The following is a 19,600-nucleotide window of genomic DNA, read 5'->3' as shown; positions in this document are numbered from 1 at the left end:
TGAAGCATCCATTCATTAGTCCAAAAAGATTTTTTCAGGGAGAACAAAATTGCGCAGTTTTAATAAGGCTAGCGGGCCTTGCCCCATTTCTGTACGAAGTTGGTAATTCAGCGAATAACCTTCTTTTGTGTTCCATGTCACGGTATAGCTGCTGGTGCTGCCCGCATAAGGGGCGATGTTGGCGGTTTCGAGTAAACGGATCAGGCCCCAGACACCACGATGATCTCCGTACAATTTGGTGCCTGATGAGGTGGTCATCCACGTTAAGGATGCACCAGACGCCACCGTATCGGCTGGCCAAACAAAACGTTGCCATTCCGGGAATTGGTTATCATAAGTGAGATTTTGTTTATCGATCACCAATATCGTTTGCATGATGTTTTTACTGGTGCCTGGCCGCATTTCAAAATACAGGCGCGCTTCGCCATTAGCAAAAGCGACGTCACCCAATTCCGTGAGCGTATTCAGGGCATTTAAAAATGCGGGATTAAATCGCAGGCTTTGGGCATTCGTTGAGTTAGGCACCCAGCGGTTGCCTTCTTTGTGTAGAACGCCCTGTAGGCGAGTTTCGAGAAAACGTTGAATGCGCCCATTATCGGGTTTGAGATATTGCGCCATTAACGGTAAAGAGATATCACTTTGGGTGTCTTTCAATGGGTAACGACCGCCGAATGCGCTATTCCATTCATTGACAATGGAATTTTGCCACTCACTATTAATGCCTTGAGCGGTTGGGGTCAAAAGCTGTTGCCACGCTTGGGTCATCGGTTCGACTAACAGGGCCTCCCCAAAGCTTTGCCACTCTTGACCAAAGCTAGCCGCAATCAGGCTTCCCATATCTTTTGTTTCTGAAAAATCGACACTTTTTCCTTCCAAAATACTGTGAGCAAGGGCTTGAGACATGGCTTGCGGATCGGGTGCATTCACCACTTGCTGAAGTTTTAAGCGTACCCGAGTTATGCGGGTGAGATAGGCTTGTAGACTGAGGTTATCACTGGTTTGTGTGGTGGCTTGCGGATCTACAAAATTCAGAACAGGGGCGAAGGTCTCTTCAAGGGGACCTGTAAATTCCGCTTTTTGGCTGATCATGGGTTTTTGGTCTTTGTTGAGTAGGTCTTTGGCTGAGTTCATAAAGGAGTCGGTGAGCTTTTCTTGCTGGCGCCCAGTTTTCCCTTGATAAGCTATCGTATTCATTAATGCGATAATAGGGGATTGACGCACATCGCTCATCAAGGATAGCTGGTCAATGGTATCCGATAAACTTTCGGTTTGGCGCCACTGTAAACTGTTGAGGAAGTTAAGCCAGCTATCGGAGAAATCAGCAAAATAACGGTCAGTTAATTGTTGCTTCAAGGCTTCAGGGGAGATGTCCTCGCTGAGGTCATGCTGGTTATCGCTCAATACCCAATCAATTTCATTGCGGCGGGATTCCACCACTTTTTTAATGGCGGGCTCGATGGACTCTTCCCACGCTTTGCGGGTAAAGGTGCCGGAGACAAACTCATTGGTGGTAAATAAAAAGCTGGCATCCGTATCCCCAGTCATGTCATCCAAGGTCATATCTGGGAACTGATGCTGCGCTTGCAGTAACACGTCTTGATACAGTGTGGCACTTTCACTGCGCTGCCCAATTTGTCGGGTTAACAGAGTACGGCTTTGATTAATCAGGTTATTGTTGGCGGTTAATTGCCATTCAGGGTGCTTCGGTAGCTGCTGGGCATAGAACATCAGTAATTCTTTGCCGAGGGTTTGCCATTCGCCTTCGTTCATTCCTTGCGGGACGGGAAGAGTAGTGAGCACGCTATCCGTAAAGAAAGTCGGCTCCATACGCTCCGGCGTGGTCATCATCAAATAGGTTTTGAGGGATTGATACGCCTGTTGAGTCGCTTGACGACGTTCATCACTGTTAGGGGAAAGCTGAGCATACGCTTGTAATTGCTGAGCCAATTGTTGAGCGAGGGTCTCACGCAAAGGGGGTAATACCGTTTGTTGATATAGCGGCCATAAATGGGCTAATAGTGATTGATTACTGTTTAGCCCAAAATGGAGCCAGAAAGGCACCGAAGTTTGTTCGCGATGATTGAGTAAACCTAGGGTTTGCTGAAAATCATACTGGGCTTTGAGGCGTTCAGTTTCCGGTACTTGACCGTTAGCGGCGACGCTCGCACTTTGGTAGCTCTCTTCGATGAGCTGGCGATTAGCGAAGTAAGAGACAATCATCCCTGCGCCCCACAAAGTCATGGCGGTGGCGGCACCGTATTGAACGAGGCGTTTTTTGTCAAAGCCTAACACGGCAGGCTGTAAACCGGATGCCAGTTCAGATTGCACATTCAACCAGCTTTTCCAGCGGGTATCGGGGTGCCAACTATTGGGTAAACGTTGCTGATTTGCCGGATGGATAGAGGGGCTAAATGCGATACCGGAGAAAGGTAACGTCCGTAATTGGGTATTGAGTGGCGCTAGTGCGGTCGCGAGCTGTTGGCTACCCCCGTTTTGTAAAAATTGGGCCAGAGCCAGTAGATAGGTGTGTTTCTGTTCGCGCAGTAACGCTTGAGTCCCGTTGATCACGAGAGTGGGGATCAGGCTTAATAAGCTCGGTGATAGCGCCTCGGTGGGCATATTTTGCTCTGTCATGCAGAGTATAGAGGGCGTATCAACCGCACTGAGGGATTGTTGGTCACTGACACTCCAAACCCAAACAGGCGCACGCCAACCTAATTCTTGGAAGAGGTTTTGGATGGCACGCCCTGCATTGTGGGCTGTTGCGGTATTGAGGTTAGTGAACGTGACGTTGTTGTCTAAAAGCTGGGACGAAATGCTGTTTTCAGTTACCCAAATCACGCCATCGAGCGGACGGCGTCGGCGCAGTTGTTTGAGGGTCTCCAGCCGTTCGGCATCCATCGAACTGCCGATGTCGCCACCGTAGATAAGCAGGGTGCCATCACACTCTTGCCAGATTTCTTGGGTCAGACTTGGGGCGAGTTTTTCGACGGCGGAATGGGAGCCAAGGAGGAGCTGAATGGAGACTTTGGCATGCCAGAACGTGCCGTATTGGGATTTTAGGGTTGCTAATATGGGGGATAAATTCTGGTTATTGAGAATGGATTTTTTATCTTTATCTGGGTAAGTGCCCGTGTCTTTATTTTCTTCACGGTGATCCGCTATTTTTTTGTGATGGAATCCCCATTGAACGGCACTATAAATAATACTAGAAGAAATAATAATACCGATCGCAATGTACTTTTTGAATTCTGTTTCTAGGTAAAAATGTTCACCATAGAACCAAACACTAAGGCATAGTAAGACAACAAAAATGAAGAAAGAGAATGTCTTCACTACGGGTTTATTCAATTTTATATTCATATCGATGGACTCGAAGTAATAGTTCCAATAAACATTGATTGATTATCTTGAGAAAGTGTTAAAGCTGAGTTCTTGGATTGAGAAACATAGTCAATGGCGATGGCTAAATTTAACCAACTTGAAAATTCGCCTACTGGACCAATAAAAAATTCTAAGTTAAGTAACTTATTGGGTTCTATTTTAGGGAGTGCCTCAGAGGCGCTGAAAAGCGCGCCGATTAAATCGTTTTGGCATTTATTGTCAGAAAAACAGAGTGACGTATTTTTTGATTCAGTCTGTATTTCAGTAAATAGATGGATGGTATTTTGTTTATCTTCATCGATTGTGATTGGCATCGGTCTTTTTACATTAGCAATCGTATTTAATTGATATGCTAGAGCGACTTCATCGGAAGTAAAAATAAAAGCTGCAAAAGCGGCAGATTGGTTTTGGTTATAAGCCTGCTCAATGAGTACAAGTTGGATTAGGTCTTCATTCTTTCTTACCGTATCTTCGATGTAGTTGTAATCTAGTTCATGAGTGAAATTTACATTGTGTGGTGGTGGGTTATGAAATAATTTTCCCCATGAATATTCAAATTCTTTCCTTGATGTGTTGAGGTCTTGATTTGTTAAATAGTGAATAGAAAAAGGGTATTTGGTACTGACTTCAAAAATCTTATCTTGCAGTATCCTTAGTAAAATAAAACACGGAGATTTATCTTCAGGTAAATAATCAATTCTCTTTGGTAATTGGTAGCTTGCGATATGTGAACTCTGATGTTTTAAAATATAGGGTAATGTGATTTTATCAGGAAGCAAAATAACGGAGTCTAATATGCTAATTGCTCTTGAACCCCATTCCTCCCATTTTTTATCAGCATATTTTTTTTCATTTTCTAAGAATTCATAATTATTTTTTGATTTAAAATAAAAAATGAGTTTCACAAAGAATACACTTAAAATAGTAATGAGTGGAGCTGTAGCCACAAAAATGATGATAATCTTTCCTCTATCTGAATCGAGCGATTCTTTTTGAGAATTAAAATAGAGTGAATAAAATAGAAAAAATAATGTTAATCCTAACGCTATAATCCATTTAACATAAGGAAGTTTTTGAGGTTTAGATACTTGTAGCGATGCTTTTTTATTCCAAGACATAATTATCCTAAATTAAAGTCAGTAATACTGGCAATGAGATAACAACCACACTCTGTTTTGCTTCCAGCCACGGCAACAGGAATACCTTTACACGTAAGGTCTGTAGCACCTTCAATAATGGCATTAGTGCCATGCCCTTTTTTGGGGCAACTGACTAAGTCGCCTATTTTAGCTGCTCTTTTTCCATTAATAATAATATCGGAAGTTGCGGTAATAACTGTGCCACCATGACTGGTTTTATCACCCAGTAAAATAATATTTTTAGTCATAAGAGTTTAAATAGTAGTCGGTAGGTTGTGATATTAAAAAATATTAACTTAGTATTTTAATATTAATTATTGGCTATAATTTTCAGTGGTTGAAATAGGTGTTGGGGATTGCACAGCACAGCGAAAGCCTCGCCCTGTGCTCATTATCTCTGTTAATACAGGAGGCATAGCATAGCGGTCAATATTCTGGTTATCCATAAAATTGGTACCCGCAGAGCCTCGAGTTACTTTGGTAGTACCCGATTGAGGGCCTTGCGGATTTTTTTCGGGAGATACTGAATAGTAGTTTTCATCGTACCAGTCATTGGTCCAATCCCAGCCATTGCCGATCATATCATATAACCCTAGGGGATTGGGTTTACGTTTATTTAGTGGAACATACTGCTCTGAGGATGGATCAATAAAGTCGCCAAATTTACCATTGTCACTTGAGTAATTCAAAAATTGACCTCGACTACGAGCCGCATACTCCCATTGCGCTTCGGTAGGTAAGTCAACCGGTAATCCACTTTGTAGCCCAATCCACTGGCAATAATCTTTAGCATCTTGCCAGTTAACAGAGGCGGGATAATTATCATTGGTAAATTTTTTCATCGATATATAGTCTATTTGTTCTTTCAGTTTTTTATAATTATCGGGCAGAGGTTTTCCCATGATATCTAGCCATTGCAAGTATTCCCCCCAGGAGACTTTGCTTTTTGAGATGCTGAAACTATCGAGGGTTACATTATGGGTAAATTTATTATCCTTGCTAATACTATAAACAAAATTGGATTTACCATCTTTACCACCAAAATCTCCCATTAAAAAAGTTCCGCCCTCAACAAACACCATATTATTTAAAGTATCATTGACCAGTTGTTGAGCTTGTTTTTGTTGTTCTGCGGTAGGAGTGTTATCACACCCCACCAGTGACCCTATCAGCAAGGGCACACTTAAACACCACAACATCTTCATTATCCTAACTCCTTATCGTTCACAAACACGCGCGTACAACTGTCCACGTAGATAAAATCGACTTGTTTTAACGGTGTCTGCTGATTCATATCCACATTTTGCTGCACCTCAAGACTGTTGGGCAGTTGCTGATACAAGGCCGTTAAGTTTTGTCGGTAATGGCTAGGCTCAATCCGAATCTCAGGCGTGGGTACCGTGATAAGCAGTACGGGTTCCAACATTTGCAATTGTACGATGAAAACTGGTGACTTGACTTCACAGGGCAGGGTACTTAACCCATTTAAGGGTTTTCAACACACCGAAATCCATTACCAAACTTATGGTCAGGGATTTCACTTCCTCGAGAGGTCGTCAATGTGCCATCTGCACTGCCATGGTAACCTCGAATCACTTTTCTCTCGCCACTCTCAGGGCCTTGCGGATTATCTTCGGGTGAGTGTTGATAATAATCCTCACTGTACCAATCATTCACCCAATCCAATCCAATCCATTACCCATCATGTCATACAGTCCAATAGGGTTTGGTGCAAAACGCCCAACAGGGGAAAGCCAATCGGTAAAGTTGCGAGCAGGATCTTGCTCATAGTGCATTTGATTATCACTGTTGCCGTAAATCAAAAGCTGCCCTCCACTGCGCGCCGCGTACTCCCATTGGGCTTCGGTGGGTAAATCCGTTTGTTTACCGTCCGCCGCCCCAAGCCATTGGCAATAAGCCTTTGCATCCTGCCATGAGACTTGTGCCGGATAATCATCCCCAAGTTCATCCCAATGGATAATTTCACTCTTTTTTCGCTTTGTGTACAAAGCAAGCGGTTCTCTTTCCTGCACACCCAACCAGTGATTAAACTCCCCCCACGTAACGCGGTATTTCCCCATCTTAAACGCAGGCAATGAAACCCAATGCAACGGTCGGGTCGATGGATCACTGCTGTACGGCAGCTTTTCCTCCACAAGCACCCCAAAATCCCCCATCTGAAAACGCCCGCCGGGAATTGACACCATATTTTTCATCGAAGTTTCGCGTAATTGTGCGGCATCCTGCGCTTTTTGCTCGTCATCACAGCCAATTAATAGCCCAAAACTCATTAGTAAAACAGTACGGTATGTTTGATTAAAGAATATCATGGCTATTTAGTTACGGACTGGATAGGCGCTGGGGATTGCACAGCACAACGGAATCCAAGACCTGGAATATTCCTGTTTTTAAGGGGGTGATACCATCTATTCATAACAAGTGTATTAAGGTACATACTACTTTCGGATCCTCTAACAACTTTTTCTTCACCTTGCTCTGGTCCTTGAGGATTTGTTTTCGGAGAATGTTCATAATAATCGGCAGCATACCAATCATTAGTCCAGTCTAGGCCATTTCCCATCATATCATAGAGGCCTAATGGAGTTGGAGGATAGCTGCCAATGGGATAAAAGCCTGCTGCAAATAGCGCGTCGTCACTATTGTTTGTATTCTCACTGCCATCATTATAAGTGCCATCTTTCGAGGCAAATAAAATAAATTGCCCACGGTTACGGGCAGCATATTCCCATTGAGCTTCAGTGGGTAAATCGATAGGAAGCCCTGCTTGTTGGCCTAACCAAAGGCAATAATCTTTGGCGTCTTGCCAATCTGCGGAGGCAGGGTAATTATCTTGGGTGGAGGCTTGCCAGTCCTTCATAATATCTCGAGATTTTAAGTCATTATATCTATCGGTTAACTGAAGCCCTGTTAATGCTCTCCATAAATTAAATTGCCTCCACGTCACGCGGTATTTGGATAAACTAAAACTATCCAAGGTGACATCATGGACAAATTTATTGTCTGTGCCTAAAGAATATGGCAAGGTGGATTTACCGTCATGGCCGCTCCCAAAATCCCCCATTAAAAAGGTACCGCCTTCGATAAACACCATATTTTGGAGTGAATCATTAATCAGTTGTTGTTTTTGGTTTTCTTGCTCAGTAGTGAGTTGTTGATCACATCCGGTTAATAGTCCAAAACTAATCAGTAAAACAGTACGGCATGTTTGATTAAAGAATATCATGGCTATTTAGTTACGGGTTGGATAGGGGTTGGGGATTGGATTGCGCAGCGAAAACCTCGCCCTGTAATGGTGATATCGTTTAGAATTGGCTCCATAGCATAGCGGTTGATCGTTAAATTTTTAAAAATATCAGTACCTGCTGATCCCCGAGCCACTTTCTTGATTCCTGAGATAGGACCTTGGGGGTTTTTACTTGGCGAAGCTGAATAATAGTTTTCATCGTACCAATCATTGGTCCAGTCCCATCCATTGCCCATCATATCGTATAATCCAATTTGATTTGGTTTTCGTGTATTGAGTGGCACAAAGGCTCGAGAACTATGCATTACTTCAGTATCGAATTGTTGATTATATGTTGCAAGGGATATAAATTGACCTTGACTACGAGCCGCATACTCCCATTGAGCTTCGGTAGGTAAGTCAACAGGTAAACCACTTTGCTGTCCAATCCATTGGCAATAATCTTTAGCGTCTTGCCAACCAACAGAGGCTAAATAATTATCTTTAATAAACTCTTTAGCGGGGGGATAACTTGTCCACTCTTTTATTGCAATATAACTTTTAGGTAACGGCTTATTTGTTAAATTTATCCATAAAAGATACTCTCCCCATGAAACTTTACTTTTTGAGATGCTGAAACTATCAAGGGTTACATTATGGGTAAACTTATTATCCTTACTAATACTATAAACAAAACTGGATTTACCATCTTTACCACCGAAATCACCCATTAAAAAAGTTCCGCCCTCAACAAATACCATATTATTTAAAGTGTTATTGACCAGTTGTTGAGCTTGTTTTTGTTGTTCTGCGGTAGGCTGCTGATCACAACCCATTAATAGCCCGAAGCTCATTAGTAAAACAGTACGGTATGTTTGATTAAAGAATATCATGGCTATTTAGTTACGGGTTGGATAGGGGTTGGGGATTGGATTGCGCAGCGAAAACCTCGACCTGTAATGGTGATATCGTTTAGAATTGGTTCCATAGCATAGCGGTCAATATTCTGGTTATCCATAAAACTTGTACCTGAAGAGCCTCGAGCTACTTTAGTGGTACCGGATTGGGGGCCTTGAGGGTTTTTATCGGGAGATACTGAATAGTAGTTCTCATCGTACCAATCATTGGTCCAATCCCACCCATTGCCGATCATATCGTATAATCCAAGAGGATTGGGTTTACGTATATTTAGTGGAATATACTGTTCTGCGGATGGGTCAATAAAGTCTCCAAACTTGCCATTGTCACTTGAGTAATTCAAAAATTGACCTCGACTACGAGCTGCATACTCCCATTGCGCTTCGGTAGGTAAGTCAACAGGTAATCCACTTTGTTGACCAATCCATTGGCAATAATCCTTAGCGTCTTGCCAACCAACGGAGGCTAAATAATTATCTTTAATAAACTCTTTAGCGGGGGGGTATCGTGTCCACTCTTTTATTGCAATATAACTTTTAGGTAACGGCTTATTAGTTAAATCTATCCATAATAGATATTCTCCCCAGGAAACTTTACTTTTTGATATGCTGAAACTATCGAGGGTTACATTATGGGTAAATTTATTATCCTTACTAATACTATAAACAAAATTGGATTTACCATCTTTACCACCAAAATCCCCCATTAAAAAAGTTCCACCCTCAACAAACACCATATTATTTAAAGTATTATTGATCAGTTGCTGAGCTTGTTTTTGTTGTTCTGCGGTAGGGGTGTTATCACAAGCTGTAAGTAAAAAAACAAGAGGGATAGTGATATGGAGTTTAGCGTTTCTCATTTAAGATTGCCTTTTGAATTGTAATGAATTTTTTAATTAAATTTAAAAGAAAGTTAGTTTATAGGGGGAATATAATTAACTATTACCGTATAAATTTTCTTTCCAATTGACACCATCTCTAGACCATAATGTGCGGCTAGTCACATCGGAAACCGTAATGTACTCTTTAAAAGGGGTTCCATTATTCTGTTTAGCTAATTTTTCATTAGGTAATTTATCTCTGAGCGTACCAAAAATTTCTGCATAGCGACTTGCTCTAGAGTAAATTTTACCTCGATCAGTGTAATGAGTTTTAGTCTCCTCGCCTAAAGATAAAAACGACAGAATATATGTGGTATTGATAGGGACACTTAATTTAGAGCCATCAGGTATGGTACTTAAGTGTTGAATGATATTATCAAAATCGCGTTGTGATTGAGCCCATCGAAGGATATACAGAATGGCACGTTTTCTGGTGCTAAAGGTTCCATCTATTTCACCAGAGGTTAATTTATGACTTTGCCCATAAAAATGATTTTCCCAAAATTCGTGCTCTAAAAGAGCAGCAATAACAGCCCCTTTTGTTTCTGGGGGGGTAAACTTAAAATCATCACCATTATTTTTAATAATGGCAACCATCAGCTTTTCACGATTCGCTTTATTTAGCCAAGCATTTTCAAGATATCGAGTTAAATCAGAAATACCTTGATAAATTGCGATTCCTGTACCCATAGCAATTAAAATTGGCAATTGACAAATAGATAAAAAATCTTTTTTCGTGATGATTTTCAGCATTTTCATGTAGTCAATATCACGTAGCATATGAACAAAGCATGGCATAAACTCTTCCATGATTTTGTCCATATTTACCTCAAAAGCGAGGTGCCCACCAGCCCCTGGCCCCCAGCATAATTCAGCGTGCGCAATAATATATATTGTTCCTTTCCGATATGTTATAGCAAATTGCGCAGTTGCACCTATTCCCAGCATAAAATCTGATCCTGCTGCTACTTTGGCAATAGAACAGAAACCATCAGTTTGTTCATATTTTTTCCGTTGGGCAGGGGTTAATTCTGGACTTAACCAGAGAAACTCACCAGCCAACTCAACACCACCTTTAACACCAACAAATACACTGGCTTCCGAATTCAAGCCAAGAGCATCTGCAGACTTGGTGATATCAGATCCTTTAACATCGCTTAATTGAATGCGATTATTATCTGTTGTTGAAGATTGAGAGCCTCTTAAACCTTCAGTTGAAAGATTCACACTTGCTTGTAAGCCAAAGCTGGCTCCTAACATGCCAGCTAATGTGAGAGCGATATCAAATCTAAAAGCTCCCATCGACGCCATCATTTCTTTGTAGCTTAAAGCGCCAAAGTCACCAATGACCCGGGTTGTGGACTTTGGATTTCTTGTCGGGTATAAAAATTGAACACCTTGGCGGTTTGGTAAGTGAATTCTTCCTTCCGCTTTTGCTTCTGCAAATGCGAAGTTGCCATAAATATTGGCTTTAGCTTGTGCTTTTCTATCTTTATTTCCGCCAAGGGAGCCATTGGAAATTTCGATATTGCCATCACCTCCGTAGCTCCATCGCATGATTTGCGCTTTTTTATCAAAGGATGCATATTTTGTTTTAGTTGGCGGTGTTGAGTCCAAGCTTTTATTAACGTCTTCTGCCCACTTTTGGAAGCTTCCAGCCCATTCACCGAGTGTTCCGCTATCACCCTCTAATTCAAAAAGTTGATATTTAAAAGCAGGTTCAATTTCCTTTAATGCTTCTTTTAGTTGCTCAGTATCAACTGCTAGTTTTTCTGTTTGGTTTCCATTTGTATCTGTTTCTATTACCCGGTTAATTATTTTTTTCTTTTCTTCGTTACTTATATCACTACGTTCTAATTTATGTACTTCATGTTTGCCTTTGGCATCTATTTGATCGGAACGAACGTAGCGATATTTAAACCCACCGCTAGCTTGTACTTTGAGTAGCTCAACAATATTCAGATTGTCACTACCTGCACTGGAATCTAGTAATGAGCGATTTTTTTTATCCTCTTTCTCATTCTCATCAATAATGACAGTTAATGTTGAAACTATTTTATTAAGTTCATTTGCAGCTTGATTGTATTCTTCATGGCAGTTTAATAGCTTATTAACGAACTCGTCGGAGTTTTTTTCTCTTTCTTTTAAAGATGTGCTATCGAGTAAGTTATCAATTTGAGCTAAGCGACTATGTTTATTTTTTACGAGCGTACATAAATGCCGGCTTTCTAATTCAAGAGCATCATCTGGGACAAAAATTAATTCATTAGTATCTGGATGATAATAAAGATTAGGCTCGCTTGATGAGTAAGCATCTTTATTACTACCATCCACGTTATTTGTTTTCGATTGTGTTTGATTTTTTTGCATAATTATCCACCGTTATTCAGGCTTTTCTTTGTCTTTATTTCTATGAGTAATAGCAGACAATTTTGTAGGAATTGCTGTAATAATATCGAGTGTTTTCCCTTCAGCACTTGATGTTCCTGTGAAAACCTCTCCATCTTCTGTCGTCACGGTATAATCGGTATAAGGTAAAATTTTGTTTGAGTCTTTATCACGTAAAGTGAATTGTTCACTAAATCCGACAGGAATTTCGGGTGGCGTAGATGAAAAGCTAGTAGCCCCCATTTTTTGAACATTGGTTGTTTTCAGTAAAATATTATTTGGGCTACCTAATTCAATATTTCCATCGGAGATCTTGATATATGCCCCACCACAGTTCAGAATAATCTCTTGTCCTGCAGTGATATGAACCTTGCCATCAATTGATTGAACTTTTAAATCTTGTTTTGATAGAAGTGACATTGCATCATTTTGAGCTTCAACATCAATATTTCCATATTTTGCAAAAGCTTTAATGCCATTATGTTGAGCATAAATATTGGCATCATTTTCTGCGTTGATAGTTAGAGTTTTATTTGCTGATAAGTTGATAGATTTTGATGCAGAAATAGCAATGCTTTCTTGACCTGAACCGATGCTAATTGGTTTTGGTGTGAAAACACCGATTCCTTCGGGTGCATGGACTAATAATCCAGGTGCAGTAAGTTGCGATAAATTATTCTTTAGTTGCTCTTGCGCATCAAGATCACTTGCTGCTGTTCCGCTGATTTCCGCTGAATTTGATAAATTTCTAGCAATCGATAATGCTTGTTCTAGTTGCTGTATTGCCTCTTCCATCGCCAACACATCCCCACCGGCCTTATCCTGCTTATCGGTGGTAATAAACAACCCTTTACCCGCACGAATCGCGCCCCAGCTGTCAGTACGTAGCTCAAAACCGTCGCCGCGTTGTTCGCGTTCGGCGTTGACCAAATGCCCCAAGTTTAGCTGAGTTTTTCCGCCATACTCGGTGCTGAGCTTAATATGCTCTTGCCCGCGTTTATCCTCCATGCGCAGTTTGTTATTCGCAGGTGTGCGGATCACATTACGGGTGTTATTTTTATCCGTAACGTGGTCGGGGTGGCGGGAATCATGCAGTACGTGAGCGATGTAAGGGCGGTCAGGGTCACCCTCATGGAAGGCAATGGCAACTTCAGTCCCTTGAATTAGCGGGAAATGCATTCCGTAAGTATCGCCAGCGTAAGGTTTTGCCAAACGTACTGGCATACTTTCGTAACCCTTAGTTTTATCATCACGATCTGCATCGAATTTAACCCAATAAAAACCATGCTCATCTTGATGAGCATAAATATCTTGGTCTTTTACGCTGGTGACGCGCGCCATTAATGTTCCGGCAATGACAGGGCGCGGTTTGAGTGCAGGGCGCCAGCAGAGTGATTCAGTGTAAGGCACTGCATCAAAACGCACGGTCAGTGCTTTGTCACGGCTGGCGGTAAAGCGTAGGCGAGTAATTAGAATTGGTGATTTGAATACGCTGGGTAACGTCAAACTGAGCGGGTTGTCTTGAATACTTAGCACTAATAATGGCGTCAGGTCTGCTGCGCTACTTTCTCCACGGAGTAAAGTCTGGCGAGCCAAAAAGCGTTCGTGATCGAGTCTTGCCCAGAAGTTAGCGGTTTCGGTTTCAGGGCGAATTTTGTCCCCGCGGGTCAGGTGGCGGCCTTTATAGTGGTAAACATCACCGTAGTTGGTTTTCTCTCCATCACCGCGGGTCATGTCTGCAACGGCGGAAATCAACGTATCTTCCGCTAGTCGGTGGTTATAGTCTTTGGCAAAAACACTGCTTTCAACCACTTGAAGACGCAAAGATAATCCCCAAACACTGTCGGCATGGTTATCGCTCTGCCCAGATGGGCTATTTAATGGCAGGGTTTTGTCATACACATAGCCGCGCTGGCTATCCGTAAAATGGAGGACTTCAGTTTGGGTTTCATCTTGCAAACCAAAGCGATAGAAAATACCCACTTCACTGAGTAAGCGCTCAATAAATTGGCGGTCACTTTCATTAATCTGGTTAATTTGCTCGCGTTTTGGGTACGCTTTGTCGAGATGAAATTCGAACTCCCAGCCTTTGAAATTATGTTCACGCAGAATTTGTTCAATCACATCAGGAATGGATTGGTTGATAAAGAAACGGTGGCTGCGAATTTGATGGCGGAGTAGCGCAAAAAAAGGCTCGATAACTAACTGGTAACGAGCTTCATCCGCAGAGCCAGAGAGACGACGAAAATCCGTCACTACCCCATGAACACGCTTGGCTACGCTAGACTGCGTGGCCAAACCCATTAAGTTATTTATCGGCGCAGAAAAAGCGAGGCTAGCATTGCGGCGTAAAAGTTGTTGCGGGGAAAGATCTTGGGCTGAACAAGTAAAGGTGATTTGATAGCGATAAGTGTCGCTAGCGGCTTCACGTCCCGTAAAATATTCAACGTCCAGTAAATCTGAGCAGCCTTGCACTTCTAAGCGATAGCGGTTTTGACCTTGGAGTAGGTTTTTGGCTGTATCGAGTAGGCTCATGGATTAATTTCCTCAATATCACTGAAACTCAGTGTGATCCCTTCCTCTTCGCTATACCCTAAATTTAGGCTTTGCGCTTGCTGGTGGTTAGCTTGGCGCATCAGTAATTGTTGGCTGAGAACTGGTAAAATTTGTTGATTGAGTAGGCTATCTATATTGCGGGCGCCGGTGTCTGGTAACAAACATGCGCTCACCAGCGTGTCATACAGTGCTTCTTCGATAATGCCTTCAAGCTTGTAGTGGGTGTAAAGACGCTTAATGACGCTGGCCAGTTTCATTTCAACAATTTGGCGCAGTGCGACAGGGCCTAATGGGCGATAAATCAAGGTTTGGAACCGAGCGAGTAAGGCGGGTTGGAAATGATCCCGTAGGTTTGGTCGCAATATTTCTTGAAGTTCACTATCTGTAGATTCAGGGAATTCTTCCAACTGCTGCATTAATAAATCACTGCCTAAATTCGCCGTCATTAAGATTACGGTATTACGGAAATCGATTTCACGACCTTCGCCGTCACGCATAAATCCGCGGTCGAAAACCTGATAAAACAGGTTGAGCACATCGCGGTGGGCTTTTTCTACTTCATCGAGTAATACGACACTGTATGGGCGTTTACGAACGGCTTCCGTTAAAATTCCACCTTGACCATAACCCACATAACCTGGAGGGGAGCCTTTTAATTGGCTAACGGTGTGGGCTTCTTGATACTCAGACATGTTAATAGTGATCAAGGATTTTTCACCACCAAATAGCACGTCTGCTAGCGCTAAGGCAGTTTCTGTTTTACCAATTCCACTTGGTCCGACGAGCAAAAATACGCCTTGAGGGCCATTTTCAGATGCTAAGCCTGTACGAGCGGCGCGTAGACGTTGTCCTAGTGCCAATAACGCACTTTCTTGCCCGACAACTCGTTTTTCCAAAGAACCTTCCAGCTCAAGCAGTTCGGTTTGTTCGTCTTTTAATAAGCTGGATAAGGGGACGCCAGTCCAGTCGGCAATCACAGTGGCTACGGTTCGTACATCCACATCTGGTGTAATCAGTGGTTCCCCGAGCTGAACTTGCTCTAATTGAGCTTGAGTTTCACTTACATCTTGGGCTTGTCGACGCTGTTCCATTAACTGATTAATCAAACTTTTTTCTTGCTCAAAACGGTGTTCTAATTCAGTCAGTTTCAGCATAATTTGAGCATCTTGAGTCACTAATTCACTGAGTAACGATTGATTGCTCATGTTACCAATCGCTATATCAGCAAGAATGGCTTGTTGTTCAAGTTCTAAAGCGACACGTTTGGCTTTTAAACGCGTTATTTCATCTGGAAGAGTGTCGAGACTCATACGGATACGTGCACTGGCGGTGTCGAGCAGGTCAACGGCTTTATCTGGGAGTTGTCGACCTGTTAAGTAACGTCGGGATAAAGTCACCGCAGCTTTTACTGCATCATCAGTAATATGGACGCCATGATATTTGGCGTAGCGAGGTTTTAGCCCTCGTAACATTAAACTGGCTTTTTCATCATCAGGCTCATCCACTTTAACCACTTGGAAACGACGTTCTAAAGCCGCATCACGCTCAAAATATTGTTTATATTCAGACCATGTAGTTGCCGCAATAGTGCGTAATTCACCACGAGCAAGCGCTGGCTTCAGTAGGTTAGCAGCATCAGCTCCACCGGCTTGGTTACCTGCTCCGATAATAGTATGAGCTTCATCAATAAACAGTAAAATTGGGGTTGGTGATTGTTGCACGGCTTCAATGACGTTTTTGAGGCGCTGTTCAAATTCACCTTTTACCCCAGCTCCCGCTTGCAGTAAGCCTAAATCTAACGTGCGCAATGATGTAGTTTGTAAACTAGTAGGAACATTACCTTCAACAATTCGCAGCGCCAAGCCTTCTACCAATGCAGTTTTACCTACACCGGGTTCACCAACTAAGATGGGGTTATTTTTACGGCGCCGAGAAAGAATATCTACCATCTGGCGAATCTCATCATCACGCCCAAAAACAGGGTCAATTGCCCCTTCGCGCGCTTTTTCGGTGACATCGATCGTAAATTTATTGAGTACAGCAAGTAAGGCGTCGTTCAATGTATTGCCAATTAAATTTGGTGTATTGGCTTCATCTACTGGTTTGGCATCAAGAGGAGCTTCATTCGGTAGGGATTGATTATGCGCAGCTAATTGTTGAATTTCAGGTCGTTCATCTGATTGAGCATCTAGCATGGGTCTTAAGCGTTGTAACTGTGTGAGACTTAATGTCATTAATGGCCATAGCGCATCATTTGGGACAAGGGAGGGCTGTTTTACCATTGCCGCAAGAATGTGTACGCTGCGAATGTGTTCGATATCCTCATCAAGTGAAGCTATGACCCATGCATTTTGGATTAAATTAAGTAACTGTTTGGATAAGGTAGGGCGGGTATGGATTGAGCGTGGAAGGTTATCTATCTCAGTTAGTAAGCTTTGCCAAAGCGCTGAAATATCCCATTCATAACGGCGTGCTAACACTGTGATATCACTTTCACCGAGTTCAAGGAGTTTGAGAAGCCAATGTTCGATCGTGACCTCAGCATGAGCGCGTGTTTGGCACAAGGAAGCCGCTGCCTCAAGTGCATTTGCACAAAAAGGATTTAAGCGACGTAATAACATAACTGAAGGATTTTCCATGTTCTTTCCCTAGATAATCTTGTGAGTTTCAATGTGTTTAGGCACGCTACCGCCCCTAACCATTAACCGAGGTTCATAAGGTTGATGTTCGTGATAGGTGATACGCCGAGAATGGCGCAGTATTCTGTGTTTAATGACAAAGTCGATTTTGTGCGAGTCAGGTTTGCACAATATGTGCAATAAAAAAGCAGGCGCTAAAACGCCTGCTGGGATTAATTATGCGGTAGCGCGTTCATTCCAAGAGTCAGAATGAATGATGTTGCCGTCTTTGTATGTCCACGTGATTTTTTCGTAGCGCAGCTCAATCTCTTCGAGATGGTTGTGCTTCTCTTTGCTTGGGTCTTTGATATCGTGCATTTTTGGTGCTACTTTCACGACTTTGACATTTTCAAGTTTAGTATTGAAATACTCGACTTCTTGTCCTGCATCATCAATGCGGTACCATTTGAACTCAGCTTCTTTCAAGGTTTGACCAGTGGTCACGGCCTTGTAAAGATAAGGACTTGAAGCATCAATTTCTTTTACGAAAATGAATGGAGTATGGATGCGAGTACCCGTTAATTTCCCGGTATTGTTATCTGTTGGGATATAGAGGTTATGGTCTTGAGCGACAACTTCAATGCTACCTTCACGGTCTTGTACATTGACAGAACCTTTGATTTCAGCACCGCCATCATCTTTCAGCCATAAATAAACAGGGATTGCCATAGTTACTTCTCCTTTTGTGGGGAATGTGTGCCACCATCCATCGATGGCACGGTTTTGATGTCCAATAATTGGCAAGCTTCGGCTTGCGGTATTAGACGAATTTCTACACGTCGATTTTGAGCTCGACCTTCGGATGTTTCATTACTAGCCACTGGGTTGTTTTGCCCGTAGCCTTGCACTGCAAAGCAGGTTGGTGAAATATCGCTGGTTTGTATCATCCAATCACGAACAGATTCAGCGCGTTTTAATGATAGTTTTTGGTTCAGTTCTGGGTTGCCGGTATTGTCGGTATAGCCAGAGACCACAATCAACCAGCCTGATTTGGCTTTAATATTCAGTAAGGCATCTACCAGCACTTTGGTTGCATCTGTTTTCAGCGTATATTGGCCCACATCAAATAGAGATAAGCTGTCGAGGGTCACCATTTCTGGTGCTAAAACAGGAGCATTAGGGATTATTTTAGGTTGTGTAGGTGCCCAGCTACCGAGCAGAGTATGTAAGTAAGGAAGTAGACGCTCTCCTTGGTAGAGAGCTAATGAATAGGCTGTTGGAATCCCTTCACGCTCCCAACGGGATAGCTGAGCTGCATCTTCCTGTAATTGCTGGTATGCAGTGAGTTTTGGCGCCAGAGGGTTATCCGAGAGCTGTAAAAATCGTTTTGTATCTTCGCCAATATGGCGAATAAGTTGCTGGTTATGATGATAGCTCCCTACTAACGCGCCAATGAGGAAAATACCAAATATTAGACCTACAGCACCAACAGTTCGTTCTGTACGACTCAGGCTAATGTCGTGTTTTAAGCGACGTAGCATCACATCAGGTAATGGCAATAAATCAGTTACTTGAGTTGAGAGGGCTAAAGGTAACGATGTTTTTTCTTGAATAAATTGTTGCCATAAATTGTTTGGTTGACTGGAAATATCGATCCACTGAATTGCCCATGCAGAAGGGATCAATTTTGGCGCTCCAGCTTGAGGCATTGTCAGCTGAGGGATGAGGATTTGGTTTAACCAGCTTTGCAGAAGATCAAACCAGAGTGAAAGTTGAAGACTCTGCTCAGTATGCCCAATTTGTGCGGGTAACCATGAGGAGTAGGGCGCTGACATCGTGCCCTCTTGCTCCACTTGAAATTCACTTTGATGACTGAGTAATGTCATCCATGGTGTATGCTCATAGTCGACCCGAAAAGTTGAATCTAGTTGATGAGGAGTGGAAATATAAACAGTTACCCAAAATGGCAGTTTAGTGCCTGTCTTCTGGCGACTTTCGCCAATAGCACGTCGCCAATTAAGTAATTCTTGAGTAAATGTTTCTTGCTGGGTTAGTTGTTCAGGTATCACCGTGTAAAGTAAAGATATTTGTCCTAATAAGGATGGTGCATACTCGATTAAAACAGTCACCAACTTAGCTAATTCAGTTGGTGCAGAAACATAAATATACCAGCCTTGGCTAGTTTCACGATGTAATTGATTATCAAGGAATAATGTCTGTGATTGTCCGCAAACTAAAATTACGGGTCCCTGATAATTATCCGCAGGAAATGCATCTGTATAGTCGTGTTCAGTGGAGATGTTTTGGCGTCGCTGTTTATAGTGCCAAAATAATATTCCACTGGTGAGAGCTAAAACTAAGACTGAAATAAAAATGGTGACAGTCTGTCCCAGAGACCAAAATCCCCAGAGTAGCCACAGGAAAAGACCCGTCGCAAAAAGCGTCAGACACTGTTTGATTGGGTTTTGCATGA

General features: G+C 42.4%; 14 protein-coding genes. All 14 read right to left on the bottom strand.

Annotation, left to right across the window (positions count from 1 at the left end):
* Positions 1–15 precede the first annotated feature (15 nt).
* Complete coding sequence (locus EL244_RS10710) at positions 16–3,363, bottom strand: ImcF-related family protein (protein WP_112836953.1); 3,348 nt, start codon at positions 3,361–3,363, stop codon at positions 16–18.
* Positions 3,360–4,502, bottom strand: coding sequence for a hypothetical protein (locus EL244_RS10705; protein WP_112836951.1), 1,143 nt, complete (start codon positions 4,500–4,502; stop codon positions 3,360–3,362). Before EL244_RS10705 ends, EL244_RS10710 begins: the two co-directional genes overlap by 4 nt.
* Before the next feature lie 2 nt (positions 4,503–4,504).
* A complete protein-coding gene (locus tag EL244_RS10700; protein WP_112836949.1) occupies positions 4,505–4,771 on the bottom strand; it encodes a PAAR domain-containing protein in 267 nt (88 codons plus the stop codon).
* Positions 4,772–4,837: 66 nt separating this feature from the next.
* Entirely contained in the window at positions 4,838–5,728 is an 891-nt protein-coding gene (locus EL244_RS10695; RefSeq protein WP_112836947.1) for a formylglycine-generating enzyme family protein, read from the bottom strand.
* 280 nt (positions 5,729–6,008) lie between these two features.
* Positions 6,009–6,200 carry a formylglycine-generating enzyme family protein gene (locus EL244_RS18325; RefSeq protein ID WP_230084895.1) on the bottom strand — a complete coding sequence of 64 codons (192 nt, stop codon included), beginning with the start codon at positions 6,198–6,200 and terminating at the stop codon, positions 6,009–6,011.
* Positions 6,197–6,814, bottom strand: a complete 618-nt coding sequence (locus EL244_RS10690; RefSeq protein WP_230084894.1) for a formylglycine-generating enzyme family protein — start codon at positions 6,812–6,814, stop codon at positions 6,197–6,199. Before EL244_RS10690 ends, EL244_RS18325 begins: the two co-directional genes overlap by 4 nt.
* Before the next feature lie 41 nt (positions 6,815–6,855).
* Positions 6,856–7,767: a formylglycine-generating enzyme family protein gene (locus EL244_RS10685; protein ID WP_112836945.1), complete on the bottom strand. Its 912-nt coding sequence runs from the start codon at positions 7,765–7,767 to the stop codon at positions 6,856–6,858.
* A 2-nt stretch (positions 7,768–7,769) separates the two neighbouring features.
* Complete coding sequence (locus tag EL244_RS10680) at positions 7,770–8,603, bottom strand: formylglycine-generating enzyme family protein (RefSeq protein WP_160113263.1); 834 nt, start codon at positions 8,601–8,603, stop codon at positions 7,770–7,772.
* Positions 8,604–8,662: 59 nt separating this feature from the next.
* Positions 8,663–9,544: a formylglycine-generating enzyme family protein gene (locus EL244_RS10675; protein WP_112836941.1), complete on the bottom strand. Its 882-nt coding sequence runs from the start codon at positions 9,542–9,544 to the stop codon at positions 8,663–8,665.
* A 75-nt stretch (positions 9,545–9,619) separates the two neighbouring features.
* Positions 9,620–11,935, bottom strand: a complete 2,316-nt coding sequence (locus EL244_RS10670; protein WP_126460845.1) for a hypothetical protein — start codon at positions 11,933–11,935, stop codon at positions 9,620–9,622.
* Between the two features lie 12 nt (positions 11,936–11,947).
* A complete protein-coding gene (locus EL244_RS10665) occupies positions 11,948–14,488 on the bottom strand; it encodes a type VI secretion system Vgr family protein (protein WP_126460842.1) in 2,541 nt (846 codons plus the stop codon).
* Entirely contained in the window at positions 14,485–17,148 is a 2,664-nt protein-coding gene (gene tssH, locus EL244_RS10660) for a type VI secretion system ATPase TssH (protein ID WP_126460839.1), read from the bottom strand. Before tssH ends, EL244_RS10665 begins: the two co-directional genes overlap by 4 nt.
* A 216-nt stretch (positions 17,149–17,364) precedes the next feature.
* Positions 17,365–17,856, bottom strand: coding sequence for an Hcp family type VI secretion system effector (locus tag EL244_RS10655; protein ID WP_006815472.1), 492 nt, complete (start codon positions 17,854–17,856; stop codon positions 17,365–17,367).
* Positions 17,857–17,858: 2 nt separating this feature from the next.
* Positions 17,859–19,598, bottom strand: a complete 1,740-nt coding sequence (locus tag EL244_RS10650; RefSeq protein WP_172597520.1) for an OmpA family protein — start codon at positions 19,596–19,598, stop codon at positions 17,859–17,861.
* Between the last annotated feature and the right edge of the window lie 2 nt (positions 19,599–19,600).

This window comes from Providencia rustigianii, assembly GCF_900637755.1.
Classification (GTDB): Bacteria; Pseudomonadota; Gammaproteobacteria; order Enterobacterales; family Enterobacteriaceae; genus Providencia; species Providencia rustigianii.
Note: the sequence above shows the minus strand (reverse complement) of the source record. Positions and strands in the feature narration are given on the sequence as shown.